Raw genomic sequence first — 16,551 nt, 5'->3', positions numbered from 1 at the left:
TAAATTATTTATCGGATAATATGGTAGGTTATGGTAAAGGCTTAAAAGTTAAGGAGCTGAAAATGAAGATTTCAATAATAGACCTTATTTTCATTTGTTTAGGTTTTTTATATGGTACCTATGAATTATTTATAAACCCTATTTATCGGTTAAGTTATGAATTTACTGGAGTCCTATCCATTGTTTTATCAATATGGGTGTCTATATCATGTATAAAATCACGGAAAAAAGAAACTAAGTAAAAATTAAATGTGAAAAATGATCAAGGGAATTATATTATAAATTTGGCACTGGTTTCACCCATCCTTATGAGTCGTGAGGATGGATTTTTTTTTCTATATTTATATAGCTGAGTAATATCATCTCTTCTTCACCTATTCTGCCACGGTAGCACAAAAAGAAAAGCTGTCAAACGACAGCTCATATCTTCAACTCTTGCACCCGTACTTTAAGTGTAATCGTTCATAAAGTCCATTACCAGCCCTTACGATTACACAAAGAAGTAATATGTGCAAGATGATGTCGCCCGTGCCAAGCGTAGATTCCTATATTTTTACCTATTGAAACTTCACCCGAATCTGGGTGGATAAATGTCTTATCCATATCAGCTGGACTTAGACTTCGTAAAAGGTTTGTCCAGCGTTGGTGTAATGTATCTAGAAGAGATAGTGAAATATCAATTGGTAATTTATAATCAGAAAGTTCCGCCCATTTAGTTTCTTCGTAGGGCTTAATTACAGGCTTTTCTTCTGTAAGAGCCAATTTAAAGCGAACATAGGCATTCATATGACTATCCGCAAGGTGATGTATTACTTGTCGAACAGTCCACCCTCCTGAACGATAAGGTGTATCAAGCTGTTCATAATCTAAGTCTTTTACAGCATCTCTTAATAATCTTGGTAAACTTTCAATCTCATTTATCCAATCCTTTGTAATGTTGTTAGTAATCTCACCATTAAATTGAAATTTTCCAATTGGATATTTCATATCCATCTACTCTTCCTCCTATAAAGTGCCATGTAAATTTTTTTGCTAATTAAATGAAATGTTTAAAAATATGTAATTCTACATCATTTCCTTTAAATCCTTTACCTATATAGGTTTTCACCTACACTGTTCGTTAATCCAATAAGAAAAGCCGCCTAAATGGCAGCTGGATCTTCAACTCTTGCACCCGATCGTTGAACAACTTGGGGGCATTAAACTTGGAGTATCAATCAAAATATACAGGTTCTTGTGGATTATGCAAATGTTTAAATGCTAGTTGAATTTGTGATTCTGTATTTCTAGCTATCGATAAAGGTGGTAGTTCATTTTCCGCGAAAAATTCCACTGCATCTGTTTCAATACCTTCTTTTGGTTGCCCGCCAATGATTTCACATTGGATAAACATTTTATAAACGTGATATGGAGAAGGTGGATGAGGATGGCATTTCTTATCGAGTACTGCTATTAATTTTATCGCTTTGACATCAAACCCTGATTCTTCTTTTACTTCCTTGACTGCAACTTCACTTGGAGTTAATCCAATATCGCCCCAACCTCCAGGTAACGACCAATCTCCATCATTGGTTTCTCTCACCATTAATATTTTATTTGCTCTAAATACAACAGCCCTAATATCAACTTTAGGGGTTGCATACCCTGTTTCATTTGCAAATAGTTCTTTTATAATTTTATTGTCCATATTTGTATGCTGTGTCAAAATCTCAACACTAATATTTCTAATTAATTCAAATCTTTCCAAGTCATAAACATCTTTAGAATAAGTTAGCCCTGCTTGTGCAATAGATTGAAGCTGTTTTGCCCATTCTAACCATTTAGGTTCCAATCATTATTCACCACCAATTGATTTTACCTAATTTTACCTTACTTTATATAAAAATTAAACTTCCTCTTATTCAACTAAACTCCCCTTTAATGAAATAAGAAAAGCTGCCTCAATGACAGCTTCCGCTCTTAAACTCAAGCACCCGTTAGTTTAAGTATATTTCTTCACAATGTGCCTCGCAAAACATTACTTTTCGGGACTAACAGTTTCTAGGAGTTTTTCCATCACCCTTGATAAAGCGAAAATGGAATTTGTTGTCTCAAATTCTCCGATGTCCAAGTGATGATTTGCATTTTGAATAACCTCTATCTGTAAATTTGATTTACTTAATTCCTCAATTTGATCGATATTGTAATGAGGGTCATTATCCCCGATAATTAATAACCCTTGATGTTCACTATTCAAAATTGCATCAAAAATCAAGTCAAACTTTAACAGAGGAGTGAGTAAAATCATTGTGGCATTTAAAAATTCATCTCTTTTCATAAGGTCATTAGCAATCGGAATTGTTCCAAGCGATTTTCCTAAAAAAATCTTTTCGCTGTATTGACCGTTTTTAAGGACTTCCGAAATTATAGGGTTAATATCATCCACCATTGTTTTGGATACTTCTTCAAGAGATTTTTTTAAGAAATGTTCTTCATAGGAGTAATGGATATGAACAATATCAATTTTGTTTTGAAGCATCGTCATAGTTGCATAATAAAATAGGGGCTTATCGTAATTGTAACCTGAACCTGAAAACATAAAGCAAATCGTTTTGGAACCTGTTTCTATATGTGTGTAACTAATCGCTTTGTCGTTTGTTTGTATCTCCTTTTTATTTACGTTCATCAATTTCCCCTCCGAAACTTTTAATATTCTACAGAAATCTACATAAGTCCAAGATAAAAAAGAATTATGCCCAAAATTAAAACGCCTAAAATTATTAATGGACTGGCTCCCGAACTATACATTATGTATATAAACACAGTGAGAAATATAAGTAAGAATAGAGACAGAAAAATCGTTAGAGTCATATTTTTAATTTTCCCCACAACAACTAAGCCCCCTAATGTTTTTCAATCTAAACATCACCTGTAACAAAGAAAAAGTAATGATAATATTTTACCATAAAACCCCAATTCCTTCTTCAACTGCCCCGTTAGCTTAACTAAATTTCTTCAAAATCTTCCCGACACAATTTATTATGTTATTCCACATTCTGGCCCAATTGTGGAATAACATTCTTCTGCTCCCGTATGGGGAATATAGGTAAAAATATGAATCTTGAAATATAAAAAATGTCAATAAATTGTAACAATTACACTCGGCATAACGATATGAGGATGTTATAATCGTCCTTGTTAGAGTTAACCATACTCCTATTCACTTCAATCGCTTCTTTAGTCACTTATCCATTCACAGTACACAGGGGTATAAATTTATCTTTTAATTGGGGGATTTTTTTAATGTGGGTAATAACTGTCCATTCAAAAGAACATACTAGAATGTTTGAGTTTGACACAGAAAGAGAAGCAAGAGAAACTTTCGAGAAAATTCAGGGTAACAAAATCCTTTCAGAGGTTATCTATTTCAACGATTCTTGCTTCATCGCTGCTGTTTAGGATTCTTAACCACGATTTATAAATTTAAAAAATTGAGTAAGCGAATGTATCATAAAAGTTAATACGTTGTTGTATAACGCCCTCGGAGCTCTGTTGAATTCGAGGGCCTTACTTTTTGAACTATGACTTCATATTATGATTCAGAAGACAATTTTCCCCTTTCTACTGACATAGGCGGCTGTTCCATCCACCCCTTCTTAACCATTAATTTTGCTGCATTATCTACAAACTTTCCAATTTTCATTAAATCGGTTGTATACATGAACGCTATATCATGCCTACCATCTACCGCTACCGCATTTCCAAATGCCCTTATTTTCATGGCAAACATGTCCATTTTATGGAATAGCATGATCTTATCAGAAAAGGGAGAAAAAGTGGATGTTGTTACTAAATCGTCCAGGAAAGAAGGTGTAGGCAAATTTTCTTTGTGAAGTTTCTGCATAGACCCTTGGACATTTTCAGATGTCAATTCCCGCCCCCATTCGAATAGTTTCCGAACCTCCTCATCTTTTGCCACTTGTGCAAACGCCATAATAAGTGCTTTGCTGGTTACATTATTTTCAATATTATCGTATAGATGCGCAATCTCTAATGCATGCAAATGACGTACATTTATGTCATAGGTGATATCTATGGATTCCTTTTAACAATATCCCCGCTCGTTCCGCCATCACATGAGATGGGACTGTAATTCTTTTATTAAGCTACCATCCAACTAACCCTAAATAAGCTGAAACTGAAAAATTGAACAAAAAATTCTTAAAAAAGGCATTCTGTTGGTGACATATTACTGCTAATAACAGTATACTGTTATTAACAGTAAGAAATTACCAAAAATTCACATTTAAACTGGAGGTTATATATTTTATGAAACATACAGGGAGACATACAGGTGCATTTCTTTTGCTGTTTTTAACAGAGGGAGATAGCTATGGAGGGAAACTCCTGCAGAAATGTGAAGAAGAGCTTCCCCTCAATCCAATTGATAGTGCCATTCTTTATCGCACATTAAAAACATTAGAGAAAGAAGGTGCTGTTGAGTCTTATTTGGACACATCTAATCAAGAGAAGCTGATAAAAATGTACAAAATTACTACAGGTGGAAAAAGAAAATTAGAAGATTTTAAAATAGATATAGAAGAAAAAATGAAGAACTTATCATTTTTCTTAAATAAATACAAAGAATGGAAGGAGTCTAATCATGATTAATGGTGCTATTCTTTACGCTATGGCTATTATTCTTCTCAGTATTTCTTTTATAAAAGATCGAAATAAAACTAGAGATGCTCTATTAAAGTCATGGAAAAGCTTTCGTAATATTATACCTGACATGTTATCCATTATGCTTTTCGTTGGGCTATCACTATCTATATTAACTCCATCCTTAATTTCTTCAATCATTGGAGAAAAATCTGGATTGACAGGTATTGTTTATTCAGCATTAATTGGTTCTATTGCACTAGTTCCAAGCTTTGTTGTATTTCCTCTTGGACACACATTAGTCCAAAATGGTGCAGGACTCCCTCAAGTAGCTGTATTAATGTCTACATTAATGTCCGTAGGAATCACAACTTTACCAATGGAACAAAAGATATTTGGACGAAGCTTTGCCTATTCTCGCAATGTATCTGCAGTAGTAATGTCTCTACTATTTTCATATATTATTTGGGTGGTGATGGGATGAATGAATTAAAAAGGTATCGTTTCTTTTTCATTTTATTATTTGGGCTCATTATCCTTACTTTTATAAACCAATCGGTGGGATGGAACGCATTTCAATTAACTGGAAAAAGCATTTTAGATATGCTGTTTCTACTCCCTCCTGTCTTACTATTTGTAGGTTTACTTGACAAATGGGTGGAGAAAGAAACACTTATAAGATATATGGGAGAATAATCCGGCATCTATGGCATTTTGTTCTCCCTATTATTAGGAGTAATTGCAGCTGGACCTCTCTACGTAGCTTTTCCAATTGCGGCACTATTATTAAAAAAAGGAGCAAGCATGCGCTATATTGTATTTTTTTTAGGAGTTTGGACAACTGCAAAATTACCGGTTATTGTATATGAATTTGCTTCATTTGGAGTTAAATTTTCACTCATTCACATTTGTTTTGGTTTGTTATTTTTCTATTTAATAGGTATTATTTTTGAGAAATTTTATAAGCATCGACAATTATTAAAGTATGATAGAACTAAAGACGTTTAGATTTAGATCGATACATCTTTAGCCACTCAATCACAGATTATATTGTGACAGCACCTACAACGGACTATATTTTATTGACATCATGGTCAACAAAGATCTTCATTTTATCCCATAGGAAAGCTAAGTTTCCATGTTTGTAATTTTGCCGAAAAGTAATGCATCATAATACTTACCCTCTATAAAATAGTGGTCCTTTAATCTTCCTTCTAACTCATATCTATTCTTTTCAAGTATCCGTGCAGAGCCAATATTGGCATGAACGACCATGGCATGGAGTTTATGAAGATTAAGTGATTTAAATGCAAAATCACTCATCAATGCAACAATCTCTGTGCCATACCCCTTACCCCAATATTGTTTATGTAACACATAACCAATTTCAGCTTTGTTTGCTTCCTTGTCAAAATTGAAAATCATGGCTGTCCCTATTATTGCTTGTGTTAATTTTTCAACGATGGAGGAATATAAATGAGTACCTACCGACTCACGGTTTAACATTACTTCAATGTGCTGACGAGATTCCTCTAAACTATTCATCAAATTCCAGCCAATAAATCGTGAAACTTGTTGATCTGATGCAAAATGATGTATTTCTTGAACATCCTCTACCCTAAGGGCTTTGAAATAGATTCTTTCCCCCTCCAATGAATGAAATAAATCAGCCTGTTTCTCCATTTTAACCTCCTCTAACCTCGTTTTATTAATGAACCTCTCCGATAGTAGCAAAAATGTCCCCAATTAAGGTTCCCCAATTCGCATGCGTTTATCTATAAAATATCACCACTATAAACATTACGTTAACTTTATGTTTATTGAATATAGATTCCAATGATACTATTGTCAACTTGGTCACTTATCGATGTATTCTTCTCTAACTATCCTGTCCAGTTAAATTGGGATTATTGCTGCAATCCAATTCTTTTGTGACAGATAATCTCGTTTTTCGTATAATAAAAATGTGAAATGCTGATAAATAAATAGGCTGGTGGGCTGGTATGAGAATAAATTTATCACAGAATCAAATCGCTGATATAAAACGAATCGTTCAAAAGGAACTTCTGTTAAAAGGAATCGAACCAACAGATGAATATCTATTTATTAACAGTTTTTCAAAAATACATAAGGAAACCGTCTATTATCATCTGTTAGAAGAAAATGATACGTTGATTATCCGCTGCTATGCACGCGTTTTTGATAACTTAGGTCTAAGCGAGATAATCAGAGACACAGCAAAAAATATATTTGAATATGTGGTAAAACATACCGGATTACAAAACACAATCTATATAGAAAACGGGATAGAAATTTAATTTCAGGCTCTGTTCAATGTAAATGTTGCAAAAAGGTCTGATTGATGAATAGCTATTGCAGATTGTTCAATTAAACTGCTAGTTAGTGCTATAAGAAAAAGCCACCATGATGGCAGCTGGATTTTTAAGCTTTTGCACCATTTATTGTAAGTGCAATTTTACAACATCTGTTTTGTTTTGAGATAGACTATATCTACTTTAGTTGAAATAAGATTAATTGTTTTATTGGGCTTTATTCCTTCCCTACACAAGCTGGTTTGAATTCAATTACAAAACCTTATTAAACGCAAGTAAACGATTGAATTTGTCTAAGGCTAATACCGTAATTAACCCATCTATGTCCAGTCCAGCGATATCCTGAAACAGAGTTTCGACCAATAAATGTTGGATAGAACCAAAATTGCTCACGACCTCTTAGCCATACATACGTGTATCTGTGTAAACAACTAATCATACTGCCGGGGTCTACCGCATATGCTCCTGCTTGGTGCATTTGTTGAGGAACAACTGATGGCGGTGGCGATGTTGGTGGTCCAGCTTCTGGATCATGATGACCAGGTGGCGGTCCAGGCGGAACATGATGACTAGGTGGCGGTGCAGTTGGAGGCTGAGTCACGCCAAATTGTCTTGGATCAAGGGGCGAATAGTAATCTGTTTGGAATGGAGATGCAGATAGATAAGCATCTTGACTATATGGAATGTTATAGTACAGATGTAGATGACTAGGATTCATAAAATGCACTCCTTAATGTTATTTTCAAATCATCATATGCATTGGTTATTAACCTATAAACTTGTTTCAGCAAAATGTGTTTTTACCTATAAATCATGCACCCTTGCCTTTACTACCATAAGGAATTGGTGCTTCTTCTTTATTGAAGCATATCCCCCAATTGCGAAGCACTGTCAATTTTGAAGACGTTGTTCACCTTCATATCGAATTCATATAATCCATAGTTATATAGGCATTTCATATTCCATTAGTTTATACTGAATTATAAGGTATCTTTCAAGACCAACGACCAAAATGAAAAAGGGAGATTATTTAATGAAGCTCGATATCTACGTCAATTATCCAGGAGTTTGCGAACAGGCTTTTCATTTTTATGAACAGCATCTCGGAGGAAGAATAACATCAATGATGGCTTTCAAACAACTGCCAGATCCGACGAACGTTCCGGAAGGTAGGGAAAACGACATTTTGCATGCTACCATCGAGATTGGGGACACCATACTAAGGGGAGCCGACATCCCAAAGGCAGAGCCTATGCGGAGTGTCTATCTGACACTCAGGGTTTCCAGTGCAGAAGAGGCGGAGAGGCTTTATACCTTGCTTTCTGAAGGAGGAGAAATCTTTATGCCCATGGAAGAAACATTTTTCGCTTTACGTTTTGCTCAGCTGAGAGACAGGTTTGGAACGTCATGGATGCTCCTTTGTGAGCGTCAGTACATAGAAGACTAGTCTATTCAGATGAAGTCTACATCATTCGCTTCTTTGGTTAACCTGACCCGTTCAACACAATAAAAAAAAGAGCTGCAGGTCCATTCATCGATCTACAACTCTTGGAATCGTTAGCTCCTTAACGCTCTTCTGACTTTCCTTGCAAAATCTAATGGATTGTCAACAGCTTCGATATTAACGTAAAAGAATCATTGAACTCCTTGTTATTCTTTTCCGCTAAACTCTAAAATAGTTAAACCCTCAGATGCCTCTGGTGCTTCAAAAAATTTAGTAACATGAATAAATACCGCTTCCGTGTCAAAAGCTGCTCTTTCGGGTTGTTCGTGCCGCCTTTGTGCAATTTGGCGTAAGCATTGCTCGTTATTTAGATTAAGGAAAACTAGTTGATGGCTTGCATTGACCTCTGACGCCATATCCAAAAACCACTTTCGTAGTTTTTGAGTGTTAGCTGGAAAATCCATTACTACATCTGTACCGACACTTAATATGTTTTGAACATGCTTTTTGACCATCGGCTTGAGCTGTGCTGAGAATTTTAGATAGTCCTCAAATGAGGTAATCTGATTGGGATAAAGAGATGAAAGCCATTCATCCTCAGACAACAGTACCGCATGTTTATCTATCGCCAATTGTTTTGATTTAGTTGATTTTCCAGCTCCCATTTTTCCACAGAAGAAGTATAGCGTCCCCATTTGTTTCATATTTTTTAACACCCCCGCTTATTTTAGTTTAAATAAGAAAAAGCTGCCACAATGACAACTTGATCTACAACTCTTGCACCCATTAAGTATAATGTTTCACAAAGCTCCATTAATGCAATAAACGTTAACTTCTTTTTTCAATTTTACATATCCATTTATAATACTTTAATAAAATGAGTAGTAATACAGGGTCGCACATTATTGAATATACTATATTCCACCAACCATAATGGAAAAACCCCCAAGGTTCAGGTAACAATGATATTGACTCATAAGCGGTAATAAATATAATCCAATAAACAAAGTAACGGAACATTTTTAACCTAGAAGTGTTGAAGGGATACCAATTCAAAAAAATAACATTCACTGGTGGAATTAATAGTGTATATACTAAGAAATTACGCCACTCAATTCCTTTGTAAAAATACCAATAACCTCCAGTCTTTTCATCAATATATATATCAGCCCATGTAAGCAATATGATTGTAAATGTCCATATGTGAACCATTTGATTTTTCGTAAGACGTTTATTCATTTTATAAACTATTAAATTAAATACAATAATAGAAATAACGCACAAGACCATAGTTTATATCCACCTTAATGAAATTAGATCATTTCACACTTATTTTATTCTCCAATTATGGAATTAATTCTCTAAAGTCTTTTTCCGTTAAACTACCACAATAGCTGCATAAGAAAAAGGGTCGCAGCAGCGACCCTTCAAATAGTATACTTTTTGAAATGATTTTCCTAAGCCCAAGTGGCCCAAGGGATACGGTTGAATAGATAAGGCAATACTTCCTAAAATAATTGCAATACTAAAGCTAATTATAAATCTCCTTCTTCCTACCGGCGCAAATATATCGTTAACTTAGAATATCAGAAAGTGCACTTTTTACTTCTGTAAATTGAAAGGTGTAATTGTGGTAAAGTGCTTTTTGAGGGAGTACTTGCTGCCCTTTTAATACCACCTGACTCATTTCACCAAGTGCTACTTTTAATGCAACCCCAGGCACACGGAGCCAATGTGGGCGGTGAAGGACGTCTCCAATGGACTGTCCGAATGATGACATGCGTATTGGATTAGGCGAGGTCACATTCATCGGTCCTTCTACTTCAGGCTTAATCATGGCAAAGTAAACCATCTCAACTACATCTTGAATGTGCACCCAGGAAATCCATTGCTTCCCACTGCCAATTGTCCCCCCAATTCCTAATTTATATGGTAGGACCATTCGCGGTAAGGCACCCTCTTGACCCAGAATTATACCGAAACGAGCGAAGACCGTTCGAACGCCTAATTCTTTCGCCGTTTCCCCTTCTTTCTCCCAACGCTTTACAACTTCGGCCAAAAAATCGTTTGCATCACTTTTGGTGGTCTCATTAAATGTTTTGAAGTCTGACATACCGTAGTAACTTATACCTGAAGCGTTAACAAGAACTTTTGGCTTTGGATTAAGATGTCTCAAAATTCGAATTACTTCTTTGGTGGCTGTGAGACGGCTATTCAAAATAGCCTCCTTTTTACTTTGGGTCCACCGTCCGCTGCCGATTGGTTCCCCGGCTAAATTGACCATTGCATCGACACCCTTAAGTTCGTTTTCAGGTTGATTGTCTGCAGAAAGCCAATTAACATAATGAACGAACTCACTTGTTCTTTTATGATCGGAAAGACGTGTTAATATGGTTACTCGATGGCCTTTTTGAATCAACAGGTGAGTCAAGGCTTGACCCACAAACCCACTTCCACCAGTTATAACAACATGCAATTTAATCCCCCCTGCAACTACTATTTTATAATTGACTAACTTGTCGTTGATTGAGGAACAGTAACCATTTAATTCGAATCCAATCCTAAGTAAAAGAAATCAGGGGCCAGTTAGTGAATAAAATAACGGCCTAAGATATTGCCCACAAGAAAAATCGGGATCATGAACAGGCTGACGGGGAGACTGGCAAAAATTAAATGCCAGTTTATCAGGCCACTTTCGAACAAACTGTAATATGTAATAAGACAGTAAGGGATGAGGAGGAATAGTGCCGTTATGATGCCAGGTGTGTAACCCTTGAAAAAGATGGACTGAACAATATGCATGATCACCTGCAGAATAAATAAATTGAGAATTGCTATATATAAAAGAAAACCCCCACCGTTTAATGAGAAATGGGTGGTCATCACTGTAGTGAATGAGATAATCAGTAAAATCCATGTAGCCGAAACAGCAAGCTGGGCAGCGGTCGAACCTAGTTTTTCCCTCATTTTTAATGCTAGCTTGACGAAGGAAGCCTTTTGAAAACTGTTTTTGTTTGCATTCATGGAAGATTCAATGGTTATGATCTCTTCTAAGTCATGGAAAATGAAAATGATGGGAAACAACCAAATTAACGTTTTAAGATCCAAAAATTGGTGGAGCGCCCCTAGCATCTTTTGTCTGCCTCCTTTAGTAGGTAAGATTTCGTTTTTCTCCAAGACTGCCGTCTGTTGTGGTTTGTTCATTTTATGGGACAGAATATAAAAGTATGCCAAAGGCACTCAAGAGTTTTTAAATACACAAATCCTTAATTAAAATCCTTGTTTGACAAATCCGTTAGGAGCTGCCCACCAGCTAATTTTTGATAATGGGCCAAGGAAATCAATGGAAAAACATATTCATAACAATGATAATTGAGATAAAAGGATCCTGCCATTCCCCTTCCTTTTGGGTAGGTCGTCGTCCAATCCTTTTCCTTCTTATCCACTAAAAAAGCTGCACCGTTTTCAATTTCAGGTGTAACTCCAGTTGCGGCCGAAATGAGTGTGTCAAGGGCCCAAGCGGTATGTGTGCGGGTACTTTCGCCCAACGGCACATAACAATTTTTGATATCACTTTTACAGGATTCTCCCCACCCCCCGTCGGGATTCTGAATTTTCCGCAACCAAGTTAGAGCCTTTTGAATAGCTGGATGATTCGTGGAAACTCCAACTGCAACCATTCCCGTTACAGCCGCCCATGTGCCATAAATATACACGCCCCATCGCCCCACCCAGGAACCATCTGAATTTTGATGCCGCAACAGCCAACGAATCCCACGCTTCACCATGGGATGGTGATGATCCAAATGGGTATAGTTTCCGAAGAACTCTAAAGTCCTTCCCGTTAAATCAACCGTCGACGGATCAATCAATAAATCTTTTCCACCCTCTATCGGTAACAAATTCAACACTTTCTTATCCACATTCTTTTCGAATGCCGCCCAACCTCCGTCATTGTTTTGCATGGAAATGAGCCAGGTTACTCCACGATCCCATGCATGCCGGTAATCCACTTGCTTTGTGGCCAAAGTTCGTATCGCCCTCAGTGCAACTGTTGTGTCGTCAATATCTGGGTGGATCGTGTTCATGTCTGCAAACCCCCAACCTCCCGGTAACAGGTTTGGTTCATGAATGACCCAATCCCCGTATTTGAGATGCTGACGGGAGAGAATGTAATCATTTGCCTTTTGTACAGTGTTAGATGAATAAGGAACTCCGGATTCTTGCAGAGCATAATTGATTAAAGTCGTATTCCAGACCGATGCCGTCGTGTACTGGCAGTGAAGTTCTCCGTCAATACGGCAGGTCATCGCTTTTAATCCTTGTACGGCACGAGTAATTACCGGATGTGTATTTTGATACCCCCTCGCCAGTAAGGCAAAAATCATGAGAGAAGTAGTGCTGAAATAATTTAAATAGGTGCCATCCGGTTCGATTCGGTCTAGCATATATTTTTCGGCACGATATAATGCCAATTCGCGAAGATTTACTTGGGATTTCAGACCCTTAATCCCCTGTTTAATCCATTTGATCACCGAGCGGGCCTCTTCTGCTTGATCCTCTGTAAAAAAACGAACAGCTTTTTTTTGAAACAAATCGGAGAGATTGGGCGATCGAGGAGTTCTTTTACGGAAATTCGTATTGGCGAGAATTAAAAAAGGGATAATGTTCGCTCTTCCGTACACGGATAGGTCAAAAAGATTGATGGGAAAAGAATCTGGTAAAAGCATCACTTCAATATTAATGGGGAAGTGCGGCCACGCACATTGTCCTGTTATGGCCAACATGATTTTCAAAAACATATGGACTTCAGCGGCCCCTCCATTGGTCATAATAAACCGTCTGGCCGCCTGGATTTCCGGGTCATTTCGATTCCGGTAGCCAGAATAAAGAAGGGCATAATAAGCTTCCACAGTGGATGTCAGATTTCCTTTTTCCTCGTCATGAAACAGCTTCCATGATCCATCTTCCTGCTGTTTTCCAGCGATCCGTTTCACCAATTCTTTTATGAATTCCTCGTCATTTATCTCCAATGTCCGTAATAAGATTATCATACTGCAGTCCATTGCGATCCCGGTCTCGAAAGGATAATGCCAGGCCCCGTCCTCTGATTGGTCCTGGACTAACTGGTTAGCGATTCTGTTCATTTCCTGATATACCCGATGCTTCATATGACCCATCCTCTCCCTCATATTCATCTTAGTATTCATATTCCGAGAGCAATATGAATATGCATTCCATTGATGGGGATGACTGATGCACTTAAAATGAACGTTGAAAAAGGATGATGGCGTTTTTGCTGGACTCTTTCTCAGGTGTAAAAAAAAAATTAAAAAATAAGTTGCTAGGAATTCCAGATGAGACTATCCCATATTTTTCAAATCGCTTTTGCGAGATGGTAGATTTTTTGAAGCCATTTCTGCCGGGACTCATAGGTAGAATGTTTAACGGACGTCAGCCGGGTTCTTTTGATATTTTTAATGCCGCAGAACTTTAAAATGTAATTTCGGACTACGATCCATTCTACATTTTTTCTAAACAATCGAATAAATAAAGAGGGAGAATCGATGGTGTAAATAACCCATGCTGATTTATTCTTCAATAAGCCTTTAGGAAATTTTCCGTGGTGTTTATACGCAAATCCAGAAACAAAGACGCGATCAAAAAATCCTTTTAAAATGGCTGGTACACCATACCACCAAATCGGGTAAATGAAAATTAACTGATTAGCCTGCTCAATTTTATTTCGATATTTTTCAGTATATGGATCATGGATTAAATCCCTAGGTTTGTGCTGCTCATCGATGACTAAAACAGGATCAAATTTCTCCGCGTATAAGTCAATTAATTCAAATTTCCGTTTGGCTTCCTTTAACCCTTTCACGACGTTCTCTAAAATCGCATGATTAAGGCTATCCTTGTTTGAGTGGGCATATATAATTAAGGTTGTCATATGGATCCCTCCATTTTTCTTGAAGAGTAGTCTTTTATTACGTCGAAAGGATTAATAAATACAAAAAAGCCCTACTAGCGGCTTTTGGTGATTGAGACTGTCTTTGTGACAAGTCTATGTGCTAAGCAAGGCTATGGCTTTTCGGATACACTCTAGACTATGCATCAGTTTAACTTGAGTACCCAATCGGTAGGCCTAATTTGAAGAAATTTTTAGTACATACCAAGAATTAATTCGTAAAAAAATCAGCCCTTGTCCATTCCATTCATTATCTTGTACATATATTATTATTACACCAAACCAGTCATATTCCATTACCCTTTCATCTAGAGACGTTTGCCAATAAAGCAGACGTTTCTTTGCATTTATAGGTAAATTATATATTTTTCCTTCTCAATATGATATTTGTCCAAGCGATTCTTGTCTTATGAAATATTATACATAGTGAAAAGTTTATTTCGGACATTCTAACAGGTGGTGATAAGTATGTGCTTTGGAGGCTATGGAGGCTATGGCTACGGAGGTGGTTTTTACGGAGGTAGCACTTTCGTGTTAATCGTAGTATTGTTTATCCTTCTAATTATTGTTGGTGCAGCTTGTTTTTATTAATAAATCATTACACGTTCTAGCGGAATGAATCATTTAGGCTGGAGGTGTTTAAACATGAGTGGCGGAGCTACTTCTGGTTTTGCGTTAATCGTAGTATTGTTCATCCTTCTTATCATTGTTGGTGCATCATTTATGATGTACTAGGAGGAATAAGATGAATAGAGCAGGAAAAAGTCCCTTTATCGGGACTTTTTTAACGTGTTACTTCAATAAGTTGTTATCCATTAACGTCCTGTTACCACTGACAATTTGTAAAAATGTTTTGGTCTCATTTTCTTGAACTCGAATACTCCAACTTTAGCGAAAAATTTTGCGATAGGGAATGCGAGAAGATCTAGTACAGCATTTAAGTGTTATACTTTACAAATTATTTAATAATATTTAATTCTAGAAATTCATCCGTTTCCGTAAAACCAAACTTCTTATACACTGGTCTCCCCATTTTTGAAGCCCCAAGCCATATTTTTGAAATACCTGAACTCTTTACTTCATCAACTAATTTCGTTAACAGTTTTGTGGCAATTCCTTGCCCACGATAATTTTCATTCGTATACATATTGGTGATATAAGCCTTTTTTCCAGTCTTATTGGTGTAACTAGGAGGAAATTCATAAAAAATCACGGCACCACAAGCTATAATTTCTTCATGATCTTCCACTAACCATTGAATTAAAGTACCATCGCTGAGTTTATTTTTAAAGAAATCATCTAGTTCTCTATCAATATCTATATTAGGCTCTATACCCTCATCAACTAATTGCTTTTTTCTTAACTCCACCAATTGATCAATATCATCGATATTTGCTTTACGATATTTCACTTCTTACAACTCCTTTATAAAAATCACTACTGACCAGTCGCATCGTTAATACAATTCTACCATTAATTCATATTAGACTGTCCTCGTTGGTTCTCATATATATGATTTAAACTACCCATTTAGTTGAATATCAAAAAAGCCCTCAATAATGGCAGCCGATTCTACAAGTAACGCAACCCTTTAGTGAAAAATCATAATTGTTTTAGTTCTCATTTACCTTAACATCAACTTTCTCTAAATTCTCACCTTAGAAGGTCTTTCAGCAAATCGAATTAAGTCACACTTTAACTTCTTTCTTGAGTATCCCATTTCCTAAAATCATTTATCACCATACGGATCTAAACATGTTAGTAACACTATTTCCAACTTCTCAGCACCTTGCATCTTGGGCAGGAATTTCCCTTGGAAACAACGAGAGTGCATGCAAAAGATATAGCACACGAGCTGTAAAAGAAAAACCACATATTAAATCCGTCTTATGTGAAGCTGCTTGGGCTGTTTCTAGGTGTAGAAATCGATGGTTAGCTACAAAATATTGGTACATAGCTGCACGATGAGGAAAGAAAAAAGCACTCGTTGCAATAGGGCATCGAATGCTTCAAATTATCTACTAATGATTTTAACATGGAGCCTTTTAAAGAAATGCAAATTAACGATTGCCCTTGGCTAAGTCAAAGCTGTCCGAATGAACTCTTGATTCGGACACGATGATTCTTGGTTACTTAGAAGCTGTCCGAATGAGCACTTGATT

At 36.5% G+C, this 16,551-nt stretch carries 21 protein-coding genes and 1 pseudogene; 10 read left to right on the top strand and 12 right to left on the bottom strand.

Annotated elements, in window-relative coordinates; translation table 11 throughout:
- Positions 1 to 474: 474 nt before the first annotated feature.
- The 3 genes from M028_RS0120740 to M028_RS0120730 form a co-directional block, all read right to left on the bottom strand.
- Positions 475 to 993 carry a YfiT family bacillithiol transferase gene (locus M028_RS0120740; RefSeq protein WP_026575571.1) on the bottom strand — a complete coding sequence of 173 codons (519 nt, stop codon included), beginning with the start codon at positions 991 to 993 and terminating at the stop codon, positions 475 to 477.
- 220 nt (positions 994 to 1,213) lie between these two features.
- Positions 1,214 to 1,831 (bottom strand): NUDIX hydrolase, encoded by a 618-nt coding sequence (locus tag M028_RS0120735; RefSeq protein WP_026575570.1) that lies wholly within the window; start codon positions 1,829 to 1,831, stop codon positions 1,214 to 1,216.
- A 186-nt stretch (positions 1,832 to 2,017) separates the two neighbouring features.
- A complete protein-coding gene (locus M028_RS0120730) occupies positions 2,018 to 2,665 on the bottom strand; it encodes an alpha/beta hydrolase (RefSeq protein WP_026575569.1) in 648 nt (215 codons plus the stop codon).
- 617 nt (positions 2,666 to 3,282) lie between these two features.
- On the opposite strand from M028_RS0120730, the gene M028_RS33415 reads away from it, so the two are divergent.
- Positions 3,283 to 3,438, top strand: coding sequence for a hypothetical protein (locus M028_RS33415; RefSeq protein WP_197031437.1), 156 nt, complete (start codon positions 3,283 to 3,285; stop codon positions 3,436 to 3,438).
- 133 nt (positions 3,439 to 3,571) lie between these two features.
- On the opposite strand, the gene M028_RS30575 is transcribed toward M028_RS33415, so the two are convergent.
- The gene (locus M028_RS30575; RefSeq protein WP_331280326.1) at positions 3,572 to 4,042 is read right to left on the bottom strand and encodes a DUF3231 family protein; all 471 of its coding nucleotides are present in this window, start codon (positions 4,040 to 4,042) and stop codon (positions 3,572 to 3,574) included.
- 266 nt (positions 4,043 to 4,308) lie between these two features.
- On the opposite strand from M028_RS30575, the gene M028_RS0120710 reads away from it, so the two are divergent.
- The 3 genes and pseudogenes from M028_RS0120710 (at position 4,309) to M028_RS30570 (ending at position 5,649) form a co-directional block, all read left to right on the top strand.
- Positions 4,309 to 4,650, top strand: coding sequence for a PadR family transcriptional regulator (locus M028_RS0120710; protein ID WP_026575568.1), 342 nt, complete (start codon positions 4,309 to 4,311; stop codon positions 4,648 to 4,650).
- Complete coding sequence (locus M028_RS0120705) at positions 4,643 to 5,125, top strand: hypothetical protein (protein WP_026575567.1); 483 nt, start codon at positions 4,643 to 4,645, stop codon at positions 5,123 to 5,125. The genes M028_RS0120710 and M028_RS0120705 overlap by 8 nt, the downstream gene beginning before the upstream one ends.
- Positions 5,122 to 5,649, top strand: a pseudogene (locus tag M028_RS30570) (permease). The gene M028_RS0120705 and the pseudogene M028_RS30570 overlap by 4 nt, the downstream one beginning before the upstream one ends.
- Positions 5,650 to 5,769: 120 nt before the next feature.
- Here the strand turns inward: M028_RS30570 and M028_RS0120695 are convergent.
- Positions 5,770 to 6,324, bottom strand: a complete 555-nt coding sequence (locus M028_RS0120695) for a GNAT family N-acetyltransferase (protein ID WP_026575566.1) — start codon at positions 6,322 to 6,324, stop codon at positions 5,770 to 5,772.
- 320 nt (positions 6,325 to 6,644) lie between these two features.
- On the opposite strand from M028_RS0120695, the gene M028_RS0120690 reads away from it, so the two are divergent.
- Positions 6,645 to 6,959, top strand: a complete 315-nt coding sequence (locus tag M028_RS0120690) for a hypothetical protein (RefSeq protein WP_026575565.1) — start codon at positions 6,645 to 6,647, stop codon at positions 6,957 to 6,959.
- Positions 6,960 to 7,239: 280 nt separating this feature from the next.
- On the opposite strand, the gene M028_RS32250 is transcribed toward M028_RS0120690, so the two are convergent.
- Complete coding sequence (locus tag M028_RS32250; RefSeq protein ID WP_331280325.1) at positions 7,240 to 7,575, bottom strand: hypothetical protein; 336 nt, start codon at positions 7,573 to 7,575, stop codon at positions 7,240 to 7,242.
- Between M028_RS32250 and M028_RS33975 the strand changes: the two genes are divergently transcribed.
- Entirely contained in the window at positions 7,560 to 7,685 is a 126-nt protein-coding gene (locus M028_RS33975; protein ID WP_331280324.1) for a hypothetical protein, read from the top strand. The two genes, M028_RS32250 and M028_RS33975, sit on opposite strands and share 16 nt — an antisense overlap.
- Before the next feature lie 322 nt (positions 7,686 to 8,007).
- Positions 8,008 to 8,421 carry a VOC family protein gene (locus M028_RS0120675; RefSeq protein ID WP_026575564.1) on the top strand — a complete coding sequence of 138 codons (414 nt, stop codon included), beginning with the start codon at positions 8,008 to 8,010 and terminating at the stop codon, positions 8,419 to 8,421.
- 203 nt (positions 8,422 to 8,624) lie between these two features.
- Here M028_RS0120675 and M028_RS0120670 read toward each other — a convergent pair whose 3' ends face one another.
- From M028_RS0120670 to M028_RS0120645, 5 genes are all read right to left on the bottom strand, one after another.
- Positions 8,625 to 9,122 carry an AAA family ATPase gene (locus M028_RS0120670; RefSeq protein WP_026575563.1) on the bottom strand — a complete coding sequence of 166 codons (498 nt, stop codon included), beginning with the start codon at positions 9,120 to 9,122 and terminating at the stop codon, positions 8,625 to 8,627.
- 869 nt (positions 9,123 to 9,991) lie between these two features.
- The gene (locus M028_RS0120660) at positions 9,992 to 10,894 is read right to left on the bottom strand and encodes a TIGR01777 family oxidoreductase (protein WP_026575561.1); all 903 of its coding nucleotides are present in this window, start codon (positions 10,892 to 10,894) and stop codon (positions 9,992 to 9,994) included.
- 110 nt (positions 10,895 to 11,004) lie between these two features.
- On the bottom strand, positions 11,005 to 11,550 hold the full coding sequence (locus M028_RS0120655; protein ID WP_026575560.1) for an HXXEE domain-containing protein: 546 nt from the start codon (positions 11,548 to 11,550) through the stop codon (positions 11,005 to 11,007).
- Between the two features lie 134 nt (positions 11,551 to 11,684).
- The gene (gene shc, locus M028_RS30565) at positions 11,685 to 13,589 is read right to left on the bottom strand and encodes a squalene--hopene cyclase (protein ID WP_035424416.1); all 1,905 of its coding nucleotides are present in this window, start codon (positions 13,587 to 13,589) and stop codon (positions 11,685 to 11,687) included.
- A gap of 206 nt (positions 13,590 to 13,795) precedes the next feature.
- Positions 13,796 to 14,371, bottom strand: coding sequence for an NAD(P)H-dependent oxidoreductase (locus tag M028_RS0120645; RefSeq protein ID WP_026575559.1), 576 nt, complete (start codon positions 14,369 to 14,371; stop codon positions 13,796 to 13,798).
- 486 nt (positions 14,372 to 14,857) lie between these two features.
- Between M028_RS0120645 and M028_RS32245 the strand changes: the two genes are divergently transcribed.
- On the top strand, positions 14,858 to 14,980 hold the full coding sequence (locus M028_RS32245) for a YjcZ family sporulation protein (RefSeq protein ID WP_081810803.1): 123 nt from the start codon (positions 14,858 to 14,860) through the stop codon (positions 14,978 to 14,980).
- A gap of 24 nt (positions 14,981 to 15,004) precedes the next feature.
- Positions 15,005 to 15,124, top strand: a complete 120-nt coding sequence (locus M028_RS32240) for a YjcZ family sporulation protein (RefSeq protein ID WP_081810802.1) — start codon at positions 15,005 to 15,007, stop codon at positions 15,122 to 15,124.
- A gap of 223 nt (positions 15,125 to 15,347) precedes the next feature.
- On the opposite strand, the gene M028_RS0120630 is transcribed toward M028_RS32240, so the two are convergent.
- Positions 15,348 to 15,800 (bottom strand): GNAT family N-acetyltransferase, encoded by a 453-nt coding sequence (locus tag M028_RS0120630; RefSeq protein WP_026575558.1) that lies wholly within the window; start codon positions 15,798 to 15,800, stop codon positions 15,348 to 15,350.
- 344 nt (positions 15,801 to 16,144) lie between these two features.
- Here M028_RS0120630 and M028_RS32235 point away from each other — a divergent pair, with 344 nt between their 5' ends.
- A complete protein-coding gene (locus M028_RS32235) occupies positions 16,145 to 16,357 on the top strand; it encodes a transposase (RefSeq protein WP_081810801.1) in 213 nt (70 codons plus the stop codon).
- Positions 16,358 to 16,551 lie beyond the last annotated feature (194 nt).

This window comes from Bacillus sp. UNC438CL73TsuS30 (genome assembly GCF_000482325.1).
In the GTDB taxonomy this organism is placed as follows: Bacteria; Bacillota; Bacilli; order Bacillales; family Cytobacillaceae; genus Neobacillus.
Note: the sequence above shows the minus strand (reverse complement) of the source record. Positions and strands in the feature narration are given on the sequence as shown.

Bases quoted from the DNA above. Each gene is read 5' to 3' on its own strand.
- M028_RS0120740 (WP_026575571.1), bottom strand. From the start codon at position 993: ATGGATATGAAATATCCAATTGGAAAATTTCAATTTAATGGTGAGATT.
- M028_RS0120730 (WP_026575569.1), bottom strand. From the start codon at position 2,665: ATGAACGTAAATAAAAAGGAGATACAAACAAACGACAAAGCGATTAGT.
- M028_RS33415 (WP_197031437.1), top strand. From the start codon at position 3,283: ATGTGGGTAATAACTGTCCATTCAAAAGAACATACTAGAATGTTTGAG.
- M028_RS0120710 (WP_026575568.1), top strand. From the start codon at position 4,309: ATGAAACATACAGGGAGACATACAGGTGCATTTCTTTTGCTGTTTTTA.
- M028_RS0120705 (WP_026575567.1), top strand. From the start codon at position 4,643: ATGATTAATGGTGCTATTCTTTACGCTATGGCTATTATTCTTCTCAGT.
- M028_RS0120695 (WP_026575566.1), bottom strand. From the start codon at position 6,324: ATGGAGAAACAGGCTGATTTATTTCATTCATTGGAGGGGGAAAGAATC.
- M028_RS0120690 (WP_026575565.1), top strand. From the start codon at position 6,645: ATGAGAATAAATTTATCACAGAATCAAATCGCTGATATAAAACGAATC.
- M028_RS0120675 (WP_026575564.1), top strand. From the start codon at position 8,008: ATGAAGCTCGATATCTACGTCAATTATCCAGGAGTTTGCGAACAGGCT.
- M028_RS0120670 (WP_026575563.1), bottom strand. From the start codon at position 9,122: ATGAAACAAATGGGGACGCTATACTTCTTCTGTGGAAAAATGGGAGCT.
- M028_RS0120655 (WP_026575560.1), bottom strand. From the start codon at position 11,550: ATGCTAGGGGCGCTCCACCAATTTTTGGATCTTAAAACGTTAATTTGG.
- shc (WP_035424416.1), bottom strand. From the start codon at position 13,589: ATGAAGCATCGGGTATATCAGGAAATGAACAGAATCGCTAACCAGTTA.
- M028_RS0120645 (WP_026575559.1), bottom strand. From the start codon at position 14,371: ATGACAACCTTAATTATATATGCCCACTCAAACAAGGATAGCCTTAAT.
- M028_RS32245 (WP_081810803.1), top strand. From the start codon at position 14,858: ATGTGCTTTGGAGGCTATGGAGGCTATGGCTACGGAGGTGGTTTTTAC.
- M028_RS32240 (WP_081810802.1), top strand. From the start codon at position 15,005: ATGAATCATTTAGGCTGGAGGTGTTTAAACATGAGTGGCGGAGCTACT.
- M028_RS32235 (WP_081810801.1), top strand. From the start codon at position 16,145: ATGTTAGTAACACTATTTCCAACTTCTCAGCACCTTGCATCTTGGGCA.